This window comes from Pseudomonas allokribbensis (genome assembly GCF_014863605.1).
Taxonomy (GTDB): Bacteria; Pseudomonadota; Gammaproteobacteria; order Pseudomonadales; family Pseudomonadaceae; genus Aquipseudomonas; species Aquipseudomonas allokribbensis.
Genome location: NZ_CP062252.1, coordinates 4,614,998 through 4,630,435, shown reverse-complemented (window position 1 = coordinate 4,630,435; position 15,438 = coordinate 4,614,998). Strand labels below are relative to the sequence as shown.

Sequence of the window (15,438 nt, the reverse complement as noted above, 5' to 3'; positions counted from 1 at the left end):
CTGCGGGCAGACCGGTCAGAGTGGCTGGCGGTCTCTGTCTGAAAATCTGTGGTTCAGGTTGTTGGTTTCAATACGGTTCAGTGATCGATAATTGACTGTCAACTTCGGAGCAGACCGATCATTGAAGTCACTGTGCCATTAAGTGAAAGCAACTAACGCGCGGCATAATACCACTTAACATACCGTTGGTCGCGTTCGCCCTATATGTCCAAAGAGTCAGGAAATACACCATGTTGGACGCGAGTTCCATAATGGAAAAAGTTGAATTATTGGAATCGATAATTATCGATGAAACCTGAAGTTTTCATTTTTCATACACAGGTAAACCCTGACTTCAGCGCTGGGCAGTCTGCATGTTGACGCGTAATTATTTATTTGAGGATGTCGCTGGCAGGCATGAGTTATTCAATTGCGACATTCGATGGCTCGAACTAACGGGCTGCAATGGGCCCGGCGTGCACTCGATTACGCTTGCCGCTCCGAATAAGACACGAGAGACAAGGGTTTGGCACTGAGCGGCGGTTGAAACTGGCTCTGACCCACCTGGAAGGCGAACGCTTCGATGAGGGACGTCTGCTCGCTTTCGTCCAGGCTCAACTGGCCGGTGCTCTGGTCGACCAGTTCAAGTTGCCAGGCCATCAAGGTGAAGCAATCTTTCAGGGCGTCGAGCGCCTGGGCATGCAGGTCGACATGATCCTGCGTCTGAGTGAGCAGGCCATGCAGGTGCAGACAGAACTCGGACACGGCCACCAATGCAAGGGCATCGGCCTTGTTCGCCAGTTTGAGCAGGGTGCTGAGCATGCAGTCGATGGCGTCCTTGTCATTGCTGATCAGTTGCAAATGACTCAGGCACTCTTCGGACTTGGCCAGGAGCGTTTCAGCCTCGACAAGAAATTCGGGGAAGCGCTGCGCCCACTCTTTACGGTCGTTCGGCATGCTTATCTCCACAACGTCATGTCTGATGAGCGAATGTCGTGTGTGTCGACGATCATGAACCGTCGTGAGATCGCGCCCTGCAGTGCCGAGGAGGCTTGTGCCGGGGGTTTCGAGAGGATGGGGTTCCACTGACCTGCGATCGCACACAAAAGCCTGACTCCGTTCATGCAATGAGAATGGCGTCACATTAATGGCTATTGGATATTGCGAACATCAGGTTGGGCCTGATTGTTACTAGGGGAATCCCTTAGACACGGGAACCTACCGTGCAAACCGAGGTCGCGCCGCAGAGAATGTAGCAGATGAAATCACGGGGCCAGTAAAGCATGATGTTAATGTGACATCAATGCCTTCTCATGGCATTTTGTAGGTGATTTGTATGGGGATCAAGATTGGCCGGAATCAGCCGATAACCCCCTTTAGTGAATTCACCAGAACAAGCCCAGGAGTCATTGATGGCCGGCATTCTCGATACGGTAGACCAACGCACGCAACTGGTGGGTGAGAATCGCCTGGAAATTCTCATGTTCCGGCTGGCCGGGCGCCAATTGTTCGCGATCAACGTGTTCAAGGTTCAGGAAGTCCTGCAACTGCCGAAGCTGACCCTGATGCCTCAGCGTCACCCGTTTGTCTGCGGTGTGGTCAACCTGCGCGGCCAGACCCTGCCGGTAATCGACCTGTCCCAGGCGATCGGCATGCGTCCGCTGGTGCCGGGCCCCAACAGCACGATCATCGTCACTGAATACAACCGCTCGGTGCAGGCCTTCCTCGTCGGTGGTGTGGATCGCATCGTCAACATGAACTGGGAAGCCATCCTGCCACCGCCGACCAGCGCCGGCCGCCAGCATTACCTGACCGCCATCAGCAAGGTCGACGATCAATTGGTGGAAATCATCGACGTCGAGAAAGTCCTCGCCGAAATCGTGCCGTACAACGCCAAGGTCTCCCGCGACAAACTCGACGATCCGGTCCTGGAGCGCGCCCGTGGCCGCGAAGTGCTGCTGGTGGACGACTCCAATGTTGCACTGTCGCAGTTGCGCGACACCCTCGGCCAGTTGGGCGTGAAGATGCACATCGCCAGCGACGGTCTGAAGGCCCTGAACATGCTCAAGGCCTGGGCCGACACTGGGGTCAACATGACCGACAAGTTGCTGATGATCTTCACCGACGCGGAAATGCCGGAAATGGACGGCTATCGCCTGACCACCGAAATCCGCAACGACCCGCGTCTGCGTGGCCTGTACGTGGTGCTGCACACCTCGCTGTCCGGCAGCTTCAACGACTCGATGGTGAAGAAGGTCGGCTGCGACAACTTCCTCTCCAAGTTCCAGCCGGACAAACTGGTCGACGTGGTGCGCCAGCGCCTGATGCTCGACGAAGTACCGGCCTGATCACTAAGCGGTTGCAGTGGAAGCGAGCAAGTTCGCTTCCTCAATCTCTGGCCTTTGATTCGGCGACCCAGCTCGTATAGGGTGGCGTTTTTCACCCATCAGGGAGCTGGCCATGCTGCGTCTGAGCGCGCTTTATCGTTACCCGTTGAAATCCGGCAAGGGCGAGGTTCTGCAAGGGATCGGCCTGGACAAACTGGGGCTTGAGGGCGATCGACGCTGGATGCTGGTGGACGAGGCCAGCGGGCGTTTCCTGACTCAACGTGCCGAAGCGAAGATGAGCCAGTTGTCGGCGCTGTGGAATGCCGACGGTGGCCTGACCCTCGATGCGCCGGGGCATTCGGCGATTGATATCGCGTTGCCCGGCAACGAAGCCGAACTGCGCGGCGTGACCATCTGGCGCGACACCCTGCGCGTGCCGGATGCCGGCGAAGAAGCGGCCCGCTGGGTCAGCGAATTCATCGGCAAACCGACGCGATTGGTGCAAGTGCCGCTGGATCGCGCCCGTACGACTGCGGCCGGGTACGGCAACGATGACGACCAGGTGGCGTTCGCCGACGGTTTCCCGCTGCTGCTGATTGGCGAGGCGTCGCTGCAACATCTGTCGCAGGAAGTCGGGCGTCCGCTGGAAATGCTGCGGTTCCGGCCGAATCTGGTGATCGAAGGCAGCGAGGCGTATGCCGAGGATGGCTGGAAGCGCATCCGCATCGGTGATGTCGAGTTTCGCGTGGTCAAGTCCTGCTCGCGGTGCATTCTCACCACCATCGACCCGAAAACCGGTGAGCGCAGCACAGACCGCGAACCGCTGGCGACTCTGCAGAAGACCCGCGCCCAGGCCGACGGTGCGATGTTCGGTCAGAACCTGGTCAATGACAGCAACGGTCGACTCGAAGTCGGCATGCCGGTGGAAATCCTCGAGTAATCTGCCCAGAAACGAAAAATGCCCGTGTCCAAGGACACGGGCATTTTTTATTGCCGCAGGAAACCGTGGTTTCAGCCGCGGTATTCGCACAGGTAAGCGGTGTCGACGGCCACTTTCAGCTGGAACTTGCTGTTGGCTGGCACGTTGAACTGGCTGCCTGCAGCGAAGGTTTCCCAGTCACTGCTGTCCGGCAGTTTGACGGTCAGTGCGCCGGACACCACGTGCATGATTTCACGCTGGCTGGTGCCGAATTCGTATTCGCCCGGGGCCATGACGCCGATGGTCGCAGGACCTTCAGCTGTGCCAAAGGCGATCGACTTGACGGTGCCGTCGAAGTACTCGTTGACTTTAAACATGGGCGATTCCTCTCGAAAAGGGCTTAAAAGGGTCAAAAAGGTCGGCCAGTATGCACAAGGCTCAGGGCGCCGTCACCTGCGCTAGAGCGGCAGCACCAGCGGTAATAATCGGGCGGTATTACGCGCATCTTCCAGTGCTCGATGCTGCTGACCGGTGAACTGCATGCCCGCCAGTTGCAGGGCGCCATTGAGTCCCAGAGGCCGTTCGAGGCGTCGGGCCTTGGCAAAGCGTTGTTTGAGGTTCATGTGCGGCACGCGGCTAAGGGCGCTGTCGAGTTGCAGGCGCTGCCATTCCTGAAGCAATTGCTTGCGGTCGTAATCGCCCCAGCTGGCCCAGCCTTCAAGGCGTGTCTGGTGCTGACCGAGCCAGCGCTCGAACGCCGGCCAGACGTCGGTCAGCGGTTGCGCCGCGTCGATGTTGGCCTGAGTGATATGCGTGAGCTCACGACAGAACGGCGTCAGCAGTGGCCGACGCATCGGTTTGACGAAGCGTTGAAAGTGATCCTGCTCGCGACCGGCACGGTCCACCAGGGTGGCGCCAATCTCGATGATCTCCATTTCCGTAACCGGCCAGCCACCTTCATCGGTGGTGGCTTCCAGATCAATGACCAGCCAATGGGGCATCGCAGGGTTCCTGATTTCCGCGTCCTGATTATTCAGAGCGTAGTCAAACCTTGCGGATGCGCGCGGCGACTACTCGACCTGCAACAGAACCTGACGATTTTTGACCTGATCGCCGACCTTGACCTGCACCCGCTTGAGCACGCCATCGATGCCGGCCTTGAGCGGGTGCTCCATTTTCATCGCTTCCAACACCACCAGCAGTTGGCCTTTGCTGACCGGACTGCCTTCGCTGACAAGCACGTCGATGATTGCGCCATCCATCGGGGCTTTCAAGGTGCCGGTGCTGACGCTGGTCTGACTGTCGATCACGGCATGAGTTCGATCCACCAGACGCAGGCTGCCGGGATGGGTGAACAGCCAGAGCTGGTCGTCGTGCAGCCGATAGGCGTGGCGCCGGCGCAGGCCTTCGATTTCGAGGGTTATCGAGCGTTCGTTGTATTCGATGAGCTTCAGTTCGAAGGCACGTTCAGCCACCTGAACCCGAACGATGCCGTCCGGGGCGGCGAGCAACTGCACGCTCCACGCCTGGTCGTCGAGACCCAGCCGATAGTGCAATGGTGCCCCGGCATTGTTGCGCCAACCGGCCAAGGGTGAACGATGCGCCCCGGCGCAGGATTGATAAAACAGCAACGCCGCGACTGCGAGTTCTTCCGCACTCGGTGTATGCGGGTGCAGGCATGGATGGTCGGCGAAGTGTTGCGGGATAAACCCGGTGCTGAATTCGCCGCTGATGAACTGCGGATGCTGCAACAGACTGGCGAGCAGTCGCTGATTGCTCTGCACGCCGAGCAACACGCTGTCCTGCACCGCGCACAACAGTTTGCGCCGGGCCTCTTCGCGGGTCGCGCCGTGGGCGATCAGTTTGCCGAGCATCGGGTCGTAGAACGGTGAGATCGACTGACCTTCGATCAGCCCATGATCAATCCGCGCACCCCGATTCAGTGCCGGTTCCCAGGCTTCGACACGGTCGGTCTGCGGCAGAAATCCCTGGGCCGGATCCTCGGCGTAGAGGCGCACCTCCATGGCGTGGCCATCGAGTTTGACTTGTGCTTGCGTCAGCGGCAGCGGCTGGCCCTCGGCAACCAAAAGTTGCCACGCCACCAGGTCCAGCCCCGTGATCAACTCGGTTACCGGATGCTCGACCTGCAGCCGGGTGTTCATTTCCAGAAAGTAGAACTGGCCTCGGGCGTCGAGGAGAAACTCCACGGTGCCGGCGCCCACATAGTTCACCGCACGTCCGGCCTTGAGCGCCGCTTCGCCCATCGCCTGACGCAGTTCTTCGGTCATTACCGGGCACGGTGCTTCTTCGATGACTTTCTGATGGCGACGCTGGATCGAACAATCGCGCTCGCCGAGGTAGATCAGGTTGCCGTGGTGATCGCCGAACAACTGCACTTCGACGTGGCGCGGTTCGATCAACGCCTGTTCGAGGATCAGTTCGTCGCTGCCGAAACCGTTCAAGGCTTCGGAGCGGGCGGTGCGTAATTGCGCCGCCAGCTCCTCGGCGTGATGCACCAGGCGCATGCCGCGTCCGCCACCGCCGGCGCTGGCCTTGATCATCAGCGGATAACCGATGCGTTCGGCTTCGCGCGTAAGGGTCGCGTCGTCCTGCTCGGCGCCTTGATAGCCGGCGATGCACGGCACCCCGGCAGCGAGCATGGCAATTTTCGACTGGCGTTTGCTGCCCATCAGTTCGATGGCTTCGACGCTGGGACCAATGAAGGTCAGGCCGGCCTGTTCGCAGGCTCGGGCGAACCCTGCGTTTTCCGAAAGGAAGCCATAACCGGGATGGATCGCGTCGGCACCGCTGCGCCGGGCGGCGTCGAGGATGGCCGGGATGTTCAGGTAGGACTGTTGCACTGGCGCCGGGCCGATGTTCACGGCCTCGTCCGCCATTTGGACATGCAGCGCATCGGCGTCGGCGTCGCTGAACACCGCGACGGTGCGATAGCCGAGGGCCTGGGCAGTGCGCTGGATGCGGCAGGCGATTTCACCGCGGTTGGCGATCAGGATTTTGTGGAGGGCGGGCATGGTGGTTTTTCCTGAATGTTGGCGGTGGATTGGAGGGCCTTATCGCGAGCTCGCTCCCACAAGGTCAGGTGCTCCATCCGGGTTTGCGTTTTTGCACAAACGCCATCGTGCCTTCGATACCTTCGGCACCGGTCACGGCTTCGCTGAACCACTGCGCCGCTTCATCCAGCAATTCGCTCGACGGTTGGCCGGTGCTGGCCAGCAGTAATTTCTTGGTAGCCGCATTCGCTTCGGGGGCGCAGCACAGGACATGTTGCAGCACTTCATCCAGCCGTTCGGCCAGTGCCTGGGGATCCTGCTCGACAAAATGCACCAGCCCCAGGCGCCGCGCCTGATGGCCGTCAAAACGCGCGGCGGTCAGGGCCAGGCGGCGGGCTTCAGTGAGGCCGATGCGCTGCACCACAAACGGTGCGATCTGCGCCGGCAACAGGCCGAGGCTGGTTTCCGGCAGACCGAATTGCGCCTGATGATCGGCCATCGCGATATCGCTTACGCACGCCAGTCCGAAACCGCCCCCGAGCACCGCGCCCTGCAACACGGTGATCAGCACTTGCGGCGTGTGCTGCGCTTCTTCCAGCAACGACCCGAAAGTGCGGTTCAACTCGCGATAGGCATCGCTGCCCTGAGCGCGGGCGTTGGCCATGTCCTTGATGTCGCCACCGGCACAGAAATGCCCGCCGGCGCCGCTGAGCACCAGCGCGCGAACGCTGCGGTCATCGCGCACGGCGGCCAGCACTGCGCGCAGTTCGGCGACCATTTGCAGGCTCATGGCGTTGCGGCTTTCCGGGCGATTGAGGGTGATGTGCAGCACGCCGTTATGCGGCTCCAGCAACAGCGTCTGGCAATCGGGCAGGGTGCTCATTTCTTTTTCCCCGGCAGGATGCCCATCAGTTTGCAGATGATCCCCAGCATGATTTCGTCGGCGCCGCCGCCAATCGACACCAGCCGCACGTCGCGGTAGGCGCGGGCCACCGGGTTGTCCCACATGAAGCCCATGCCGCCCCAATATTGCAGGCAGCTGTCGCTGACTTCGCGACCGAGACGCCCGGCCTTGAGCTTGGCCATCGAGGCCAGTCGGGTGACGTCCTGGCCCTTCACATATTGCTCGGTGGCTTGATAGACCAGTGCCCGCAGGCATTCGATTTCGGTCTGCAATTCGGCGAGACGGAAGTGGATCACCTGATTGTCGATCAGCGCATTGCCGAAGGTCTTGCGCTCCTTGCAATACTCGATGGTGCTGTCGACGCAGTATTCCAGGCCCTTGATCATGTTGGCCGCACCGAACAGGCGTTCCTCCTGGAACTGCAGCATCTGCATCATGAACCCGGCGCCTTCATGGCCGATGCGATTGCGCTGGGGCACGCGCACGTTGTCGAAAAACACCTGGGCGGTTTCCGAGCTGCGCATGCCGAGCTTGTCCAGATGCGAACTGAGGCTGATGCCCGGCGTGTTCATCGGCACCATGATCAGCGACTTGTTGACGTGCGGTTTGTCGTCCGAAGTGTTGGCCAGCAGGCAGATGAAGTCGGCGCTCGGCGAGTTGGTGATCCACATCTTGCTGCCGTTGATCACGTAGTCGTCGCCGTCCTTGCGCGCGGTGGTCTTGAGCCCGGCGACATCGGAGCCGGCGCCGACTTCCGAGACGCCGATGCAGCCGACTTGCTCGCCGGTAATGGCCGGGCGCAGGAATTCGTCGCGCAATTCATCGGAGCCGAAGCGGGCGAGGGCCGGGGTGCACATGTCGGTTTGCACGCCGATCGACATCGGAATGCCGCCGCAATGGATGGTGCCGAACTCTTCGGCGGCGACGATCGAATAGCTGTAATCCAGGCCCATGCCGCCGAATTTTTCCGGCTTGGAAATCCCCAACAGGCCGAGGTCGCCGGCCTTGCGGAAAATCTCGTGGATCGGAAAGCGCCCGGCCTTTTCCCATTCATCGACGTGCGGGTTGATCTCGTGCTCGACGAATTGGCGGACGGTGCGGCGCAGGGCTTCGTGTTCCGGGGTGAAGATCATTTTTATTGTTCTCCTTGAGTCCGTGGCAATCAGAACCGGCTGACGCCGAAGCTGTTGGGGGCCAGCGTGCGGATGTCGGCTTCGTGGCAGATGTCCAGCAGGTAACCGAGCAGGGTGCGGGTGTCGCGTGGATCGATCAGCCCGTCGTCCCACAGGTTGGCGCTGCCGTAGAGGGCGGTGGACTGGCTGTCGAGTTTCTGCGCGGTGACCTGTTCCAGCATGTCGAGCATCTTCGGGTCGGGCACCAGACCGTCTTTCAACTGCTTGGCTTCGGTGACGATCCGCAGCACCTTGCCGGCCTGGGCGCCACCCATCACCGCAGTGCGGCTGTTGGGCCAGGCGAAGATGAAGCGCGGATCGAGCCCGCGCCCGCACATCGCATAGTTGCCCGCGCCATAGGAGCCGCCGACCACGATGGTCAGTTTCGGCACCCGTGCATTGGCCACGGCCTGGATCAGTTTCGAGCCGTGCTTGATCACGCCGTGCTGTTCCGATTCGGTGCCGACCATGAACCCGGTGGTGTTGTGGAAAAACAGCAGGGGTGTCTGACTCTGGTCGCACAGCTGAATGAACTGCGCCGCCTTGCTCGCGCCATTGGGTGTGATCGGGCCGTTGTTGCCGATGAAGCCACAGGCGCGGCCCTGAATTTTCAGGTGGCCGCAAACGGTCTGCTGATCGAACTCGCCCTTGAACTCCATGAAACGCGATTCATCGGCGATCCGCGCAATGATTTCACGCACGTCGTAGGGCTTTTTCGGATCGTCCGGGATCAGGCCCAGCAGTTCGTCGATGGGATACAACGGCTCTTTGAATTGCGGTTCGGGCAGCCACGGAAGCTGCTCGTTCCAGTTCAACAGGCTGATGATTTCCCGCACCTGACGCACGCCGTCGGCATCGTTCTCGGCCAAATATTCGGCGGTTCCGGCGACTTGCGCGTGCATCTCTGCGCCGCCCAGTTCTTCGTCGGTGGCCACTTCGCCGGTCGCCGCCTTGAGCAAAGGGGGACCGGCGAGAAACAGCTTGGCCTTGCCGCGCACCACCACCACGTAATCCGACAGCCCCGGCTGATACGCACCTCCGGCCGTGGCCGAGCCGTGCACCACGGTGATCTGCGGCAGCCCCATGGCCGACATCCGCGCCTGATTGGCAAAACTGCGCGCGCCTTCGACGAAAATCTCCGCCGCATAATTGAGGTTGGCGCCACCGCTTTCGGCGAGGGTGATCACCGGCAGTTTGTTTTCCTGGGCGATCTGTTGCAGGCGCAGGGATTTTTTCAGACCCGACGGGGAAATCGTCCCGCCCTTGATCGCGCTGTTGTTCGCCACCACCAGCGCCCGCACGCCGGAAACGTAGCCAATGCCCGCAATCAAGCCGCCACCGGCCGAGCTGCCGTCCTTGTCGTCGTGCAGTTTGTAGCCGGCCAGGCTCGCCAGTTCGAGGAAGGGGGCTCCCGGGTCGAGCAGCAGGTTCAGGCGTTCGCGGGGCAGCAGTTGTCCGCGCTTGTCGAATTTCGGTTTGGCTTCGGCGGCCTTGTTCAGCAGGTTCTGTTCGAGCTGCTGGACTTGCTCGATGGCCGCGAGCATGGCGGTGCGGTTGCGCGCAAAGGCTTCGCTGTGCGGGTCAAGCTGGGACTGGATCTGCGGCATGGCTTACTCCTTGTCCTTCAAGACGTCCGGCATATAGGCCCGGTGGAAGCCGTTGAAGGATTCGCTGTGGGTCGCCTTGTGCAACGGCCATGCGCGACTGCCCAGGCTGGCCGCGCCATCGATGCGCAACGTGCTTCCGCTGATGAACGACGCCGCCGGGCTCAGCAGAAATACAATCGCGGCGCTGACCTCCGATTCGGTGCCGATGCGTTTGAGCGGTACATGTTCGCGCAAGGTCGGGATCACCGCCTTGAACGCGCCTTCGTAAGTGTCCATGCCGCTGGAGGCGATCCAGCCCGGCGCCACTGCGTTAACCCGAACGCCGGCATAACCCCATTCGAATGCCGCGGTCTTGGTGAAGTTGTCCATACCCGAACGGGCAGCGCCGGAGTGGCCCATGCCGGGCATGCCGCCCCACATGTCGGCGAGCATGTTGACGATGCTGCCGCCGTGTTTGCTCATCGATTGATTGAACACTTCCCGAGCCATCAGGAAACCGCCGACCAGATTGGTGCGCAGCACGGTTTCGAAGCCTTTCTGATTGATCGAGGCCAAGGGCGACGGGTACTGGCCGCCGGCATTGTTGACCAGTCCGTGGATCGGCCCGTGTTCGCGGATCAATTCGCCGACCAGCGTCTTCACGGCTTCTTCGTCACGAATGTCGCAAGCCCTCCAGTGCGCCCGGCCACCGTCCTCGGCGATTTCGGCAGCAACGGTTTGCAGCTTTTCCGGTTTGCGTCCGACCAGCACCACGGTGGCCCCGAGCGCGGCCAGTTCATGGGCGGTGCAACGCCCGATGCCGCTGCCGCCGCCAGTGACGATCACGGTCTGGCCGCTGAACAGATCAGCCCTGAAAATCGATTCGTATGCCATGGACAATCCTCTAGTCGAACTGCTCGGCGATGCTCTGTGGCACCGGGATCTGGATTTCCAGCAATTGTTGGGCGAAGGCTTTGCCCTGCGGGTCGATGCGCAGGCTCGCCACGCCACCGCCGCCGAGGGCGTTTTCCAGCAGGAAATTCAGGCTGTGAGTACCCGGCAGATACCAGCGTTCGACCCGGCCGTGAATCGGGTCGAGGACATGGCTCATCCAGTCGACGACCACGGCCGGGGTCAGCGCTTCGGCGATCCACGGCAGGTACTCCGGGCGACGTGGCATGACGCCGATGTTGCTGTGATTGCCCTTGTCGCCGGAGCGCGCCACCGCCAGTTTCACCAGCGGCACGCTGGCGTCGGCGCGGCCATGGGGTTTGGGCGTTTCGTGGGGCAGGGGCAAATCCTCGCTGTCGAGGGTGGCCGAGGCGGGCAGGACAAACGGGTGGTGCTCGCCGGCAATGTCGATCAGCAAGCTGCAGGCGCTTTTGTCGATCAGGAACGAGAACAGTCGGATCAGCGGATACACCGTCGGCCGCCCGCCGACGATGCCGGTCAGCCCCGGCGCCATGCCGGTGGCGGCCTGGGCGATTTCCCGGGAAAACAGGATCAAGGCCTGTTTGTTCGGGTGGCGCACGGCGAGTTTGATCACCACTTCGCGGCTGTCCCGACGCTGGCCGTGAGGGCCGTAGGTGGCTTCGCTGCCGAGCAGTTCGATATGGGTTTCGCTGTAGGGGCCCCAGCCGCGTTGCTCGAGCATTTCAGAAGTCTTGTCGATGATCGCCTGGCTGACGCGTCGGGCTTTTTCCACCGCATCGATGCCGGCGATCAGGCAACTGGCGGTGCAGCGGAAACCGTCCGGGTACGTCGCACTGACCTTGTATTTGTCGCTGGGCGGCAAGCCTCTGGCGCCGTGGACGCGAACTGCGTTTTTGCCTTGCTGCTGAAGCTTGACCTGACTGAAGTCGCAGACCACATCGGGCAACAGATAGGCCTGTGGATCGCCGATTTCGTAAAGCATCTGTTCGCCGACGGTCAGCGGCGTGACCAGTCCGCCGGAGCCTTCTGGTTTGCTGACGATGAACTGGCCGTCGGTGCTGACCTCGACGATCGGAAAACCGATGTGTTCGTAATCGGGTACGTCGCGCCAATCGGTGAAGTTGCCGCCGGTGCACTGTGCGCCACATTCGATGATGTGCCCGGCCAAGGCTGCTTGCGCGAGTTTGTCGTAGTCGTGCCACGACCAGCCGAATTCATGCACCAGTGCGGCGCTGACCACTGCGCTGTCGACCACGCGGCCGGTGATGACGATGTCGGCGCCCAGGCGCAGGGCTTCGACGATGCCCGGTGCGCCGAGGTAGGCGTTGGTCGAAACGCACATCGGCGGCAGCGGGGCGCCGCTGAACATTTCCGTGATGCCCTGGGTGGCGAGCTGTTTGAAGTGTGGTTGCAGGTCATCGCCCGACAGCACGGCGATTTTCAGCGCCACGCCGGCCTTGTCGCAGGCCGCTTGCAGGGCGGCGGCACAGGCCTGTGGATTGACTCCGCCGGCATTGCTGATGACGCGAATCTTCTGTTCGGCCAGTTGCGGCAGCAGGGGCGCCAGGACTTCGATGAAATCGCCGGCAAACCCTGCCTGCGGGTCCTTCATGCGGACGCCGGCCATGATCGACATGGTGATTTCGGCCAGGTAGTCGAACACCAGATAATTCAGCTGTCCCGCGGCCACGAGCTGCGCGGCGGCGGTCGAGGTATCTCCCCAGAATGCGCTGGCGCATCCGATGCGGACGGTGGTGGGCATTTTCATCTCCGACTCAGCAACCTGTGACAGAAGTGCATCGAGGCTACCAAGCAAGCGCTTGGTTTGTAAACAGGCTAGGTTATCTTCTGCCCAAGCGCTTGCTTGGTCGCGGCCGGCGGCTTAAATTGCCCGCGCAACCCTGCGGTTTCAGGGCGGCAGACGACTGAACGACTGTAGGAGAGAACGGGTGGACGAGCAAAAAGCCCTGAAGGTCATGCGCGAACTGGTCGACGAAGGCCGGTTGACCGACCCAGACAGCGCTCGCGGCAAACTGCTGCAAGTGGCGGCCCACCTGTTTCGCAACAAAGGCTACGAACGCACCACCGTGCGCGACCTGGCCGGCGCTGTGGGCATTCAGTCGGGCAGCATCTTTCATCACTTCAAGAGCAAGGACGAAATCCTGCGCGCGGTGATGGAAGAAACCATCCGCTACAACACGGCGCTGATGCGTGCAGCCCTGGCCGAAGCGGCCGATGTGCGCGAGCGGGTGCTGGCGCTGATCCGCTGCGAATTGCAGTCGATCATGGGCGGCAGCGGCGAAGCGATGGCGGTGCTGGTGTATGAGTGGCGCTCGCTGTCCGAAGACGGTCAGGCCAAGGTGCTGGCGCTGCGTGACATCTACGAGGACATCTGGCTGCAAGTGCTGGGCGAGGCCAAGGAAGCGGGGTTCATCCGCGGCGATGTGTTCATTACCCGACGTTTTCTCACGGGCGCATTGTCCTGGACCACCACCTGGTTCCGCGCCGGCGGCAGTTTGAGCCTCGATCAACTGGCCGAAGAAGCGCTGATCCTGGTGCTCGAAGAACGCTGATTACTTTCTATCGGCCCGGGAAACTGGCTAACTGGGCGAAACCGCCTAGCTTGAATGCATGGAACGGTACTTTTTCGGGGAGTGGGGTGTTTTGAAGTCTTCGTCAAATCGGACGGCCGCCGGGCTGATGCTCGCAGCGCTGGCTGCATCCTGGGTTTTGCCTGCTGAGGCGGTGCAAGTGGTTCGGGTGGGTGCGGCGCATTTCCCGCCTTACACCATTCGCCCGGAAAACGGTGCCGACACCGGGCTGCTGCCGGAGCTGGTCGCTGCATTGAACAGCTCGCAGAGCGACTACCGTTTCGAGCTTGTCCCCACCTCGATTCCGCGGCGGTTCGGCGATTTCAAGGAGGGCCGCACGGACATGGCGATCTTCGAGAACCCGGACTGGGGCTGGAAAGACATTCCCCATACCACGGTCGACATGGGACTGGAGGACGCGGAGATTTTCGTCGCGGAAAACGAACCCGGTCGCCAGCAGAATTACTTCGCTGATCTCAAGGGCAAACGCTTGGCGCTCTACAGCGGCTATCACTACGAGTTCGCCAACTTCAATGCCGACCCCAAATACCTCGCGGAAACCTACAACGCCACGCTGACCTATTCCCACGACAGCAACCTGTTGATGGTGCTGCGCGGTCGGGCGGACATTGCCCTGGTCACTCGCTCGTATCTGTTCGATTACCTGCTGCGCAACGACAAGGTGCGTGACGAATTGCTGGTGTCGCAACGCATCGACCAGATCTATCACCATTACGCCATTCTCAGCCCGAAAGCGCCGATTACCGGCGAGGCGTTCGGCAAGTTGCTGCAAGGGCTGCGCGACAGCGGGCAGATGCTGAAGATCTTCGATCCGTACAAGATTGCCGTGGTGCCAGTGCCTCACCCATGACGGGCGGTTTTTCGCGTCCGGCCTAAATTTCCCGCCCCGGCTCACGTCCCATCGTTGAACTGTCGACGATTATCGTGAGCCCGACCCATGTCCAATCTGAATGACCTGACTGCCCTGGCCTTGCCTTCGGGCAGTCAACTGATAGCCGATACCACTGAAAGCCGTCTGAGCCTCAGCCTGGACGGGCAACCGCTGATTCGCCTGCGCCTCGATCGTGAAGGCCAGGGGCCGATCCAGATCGATGAACGCTATGCATTGCCAGCAGGCCAGGCGCTGTGGGCGGCCTGCTATTGGCTGTTTGCCCGGGATCCGGCGCGTCAGCAACTGATCTGGCAACTGGATCAGCCGCCGACCGAAGCCTTGCTCAGTGGTTTGCTGGTGAGCACTGAAGTGGCGGGCGAATATCGCTGCGAGCGCACGCTGTTCTGGCAACTGCCGCAACCGTGGCTGGGGGCTTCGCTGACCGGCAGTTATCCGCAGCAGATGGTCATCAGCAACGGCAAGCGCCATCCGTTGCGACCGGTGAAACCGCGCGGTGAGGTTTATCGGCGTTTCGATGCACGTCTCGGTGCGTGGATTTCCCTGCGAACGGTAGAAATCGAGCAGGATCTTGCGCGTTTCAACCGTTGGCAGAACAGCCCGCGAGTCGCCAGTTTCTGGCAGGAAGAGGGCAGTATCGAACAGCATCGCGAGTACCTGAGCAAGCTCGACGCCGATCCGCACACTCTGACGCTGATTGGCTGTTTCGACGACCAGCCGTTCGCTTATTTCGAAGCCTACTGGGCCAAGGAAGATCGCATTGCGCCGTTCTACGATGCCGATAACTACGATCGCGGGATTCACATGCTGGTCGGCGAAGAAGATCATCGCGGCCCGCACAAGGTGGCGAGCTGGCTGTCGGCGCTGGTGCACTACCTGTTTCTGGATGATCCGCGTACGCAGCACGTCGTCGCCGAGCCGCGAGCCGACAACGCGAAGATGATCGGCCACATGCACAACCAGTGCTTCCACTGTGAAAAGGAGTTCGACTTCCCGCACAAGCGCGCGGCGTTGATGATCCTGGGGCGTGAGCGGTTTTTTGATCGCTGCAAACTGGCGTGACGCCTCGCTGAAACAAAAAAAGATCGCAGCCCTTCAGCGAAGGC

At 61.1% G+C, this 15,438-nt stretch carries 14 protein-coding genes; 5 read left to right on the top strand and 9 right to left on the bottom strand.

The window, feature by feature from the left end:
* Positions 1-465: 465 nt before the first annotated feature.
* Positions 466-936, bottom strand: coding sequence for a hypothetical protein (locus tag IF199_RS21055; protein ID WP_096821100.1), 471 nt, complete (start codon positions 934-936; stop codon positions 466-468).
* 455 nt (positions 937-1,391) lie between these two features.
* Between IF199_RS21055 and IF199_RS21050 the strand changes: the two genes are divergently transcribed.
* Both IF199_RS21050 and IF199_RS21045 read left to right on the top strand, forming a co-directional pair.
* Entirely contained in the window at positions 1,392-2,327 is a 936-nt protein-coding gene (locus IF199_RS21050) for a chemotaxis protein CheV (protein ID WP_034155209.1), read from the top strand.
* A 112-nt stretch (positions 2,328-2,439) separates the two neighbouring features.
* On the top strand, positions 2,440-3,246 hold the full coding sequence (locus tag IF199_RS21045; RefSeq protein ID WP_102620430.1) for an MOSC domain-containing protein: 807 nt from the start codon (positions 2,440-2,442) through the stop codon (positions 3,244-3,246).
* 71 nt (positions 3,247-3,317) lie between these two features.
* Here IF199_RS21045 and ppnP read toward each other — a convergent pair whose 3' ends face one another.
* From ppnP to IF199_RS21005, 8 genes are all read right to left on the bottom strand, one after another.
* A complete protein-coding gene (gene ppnP / locus IF199_RS21040) occupies positions 3,318-3,602 on the bottom strand; it encodes a pyrimidine/purine nucleoside phosphorylase (RefSeq protein ID WP_007940055.1) in 285 nt (94 codons plus the stop codon).
* An 81-nt stretch (positions 3,603-3,683) separates the two neighbouring features.
* Positions 3,684-4,226, bottom strand: coding sequence for a 3'-5' exonuclease (locus tag IF199_RS21035; RefSeq protein WP_192558620.1), 543 nt, complete (start codon positions 4,224-4,226; stop codon positions 3,684-3,686).
* A gap of 69 nt (positions 4,227-4,295) precedes the next feature.
* Positions 4,296-6,257, bottom strand: a complete 1,962-nt coding sequence (locus IF199_RS21030; protein ID WP_192558619.1) for an acetyl/propionyl/methylcrotonyl-CoA carboxylase subunit alpha — start codon at positions 6,255-6,257, stop codon at positions 4,296-4,298.
* Positions 6,258-6,321: 64 nt separating this feature from the next.
* Positions 6,322-7,119, bottom strand: a complete 798-nt coding sequence (locus IF199_RS21025) for an enoyl-CoA hydratase/isomerase family protein (RefSeq protein ID WP_192558618.1) — start codon at positions 7,117-7,119, stop codon at positions 6,322-6,324.
* Entirely contained in the window at positions 7,116-8,273 is a 1,158-nt protein-coding gene (gene atuD, locus IF199_RS21020) for a citronellyl-CoA dehydrogenase (protein WP_085710720.1), read from the bottom strand. Before atuD ends, IF199_RS21025 begins: the two co-directional genes overlap by 4 nt.
* Positions 8,274-8,302: 29 nt before the next feature.
* On the bottom strand, positions 8,303-9,919 hold the full coding sequence (gene atuC / locus IF199_RS21015) for a geranyl-CoA carboxylase subunit beta (RefSeq protein ID WP_192558617.1): 1,617 nt from the start codon (positions 9,917-9,919) through the stop codon (positions 8,303-8,305).
* A 3-nt stretch (positions 9,920-9,922) separates the two neighbouring features.
* Positions 9,923-10,792, bottom strand: a complete 870-nt coding sequence (locus IF199_RS21010; protein ID WP_192558616.1) for an SDR family oxidoreductase — start codon at positions 10,790-10,792, stop codon at positions 9,923-9,925.
* 10 nt (positions 10,793-10,802) lie between these two features.
* Entirely contained in the window at positions 10,803-12,593 is a 1,791-nt protein-coding gene (locus IF199_RS21005; protein WP_192558615.1) for an acyclic terpene utilization AtuA family protein, read from the bottom strand.
* A 187-nt stretch (positions 12,594-12,780) separates the two neighbouring features.
* On the opposite strand from IF199_RS21005, the gene IF199_RS21000 reads away from it, so the two are divergent.
* The 3 genes from IF199_RS21000 (at position 12,781) to IF199_RS20990 (ending at position 15,394) form a co-directional block, all read left to right on the top strand.
* The gene (locus IF199_RS21000) at positions 12,781-13,404 is read left to right on the top strand and encodes a TetR/AcrR family transcriptional regulator (RefSeq protein WP_096821109.1); all 624 of its coding nucleotides are present in this window, start codon (positions 12,781-12,783) and stop codon (positions 13,402-13,404) included.
* A 91-nt stretch (positions 13,405-13,495) separates the two neighbouring features.
* Positions 13,496-14,293: a substrate-binding periplasmic protein gene (locus tag IF199_RS20995; RefSeq protein WP_096821110.1), complete on the top strand. Its 798-nt coding sequence runs from the start codon at positions 13,496-13,498 to the stop codon at positions 14,291-14,293.
* A gap of 87 nt (positions 14,294-14,380) precedes the next feature.
* On the top strand, positions 14,381-15,394 hold the full coding sequence (locus IF199_RS20990; RefSeq protein WP_192558614.1) for a GNAT family N-acetyltransferase: 1,014 nt from the start codon (positions 14,381-14,383) through the stop codon (positions 15,392-15,394).
* Positions 15,395-15,438: the final 44 nt, after the last annotated feature.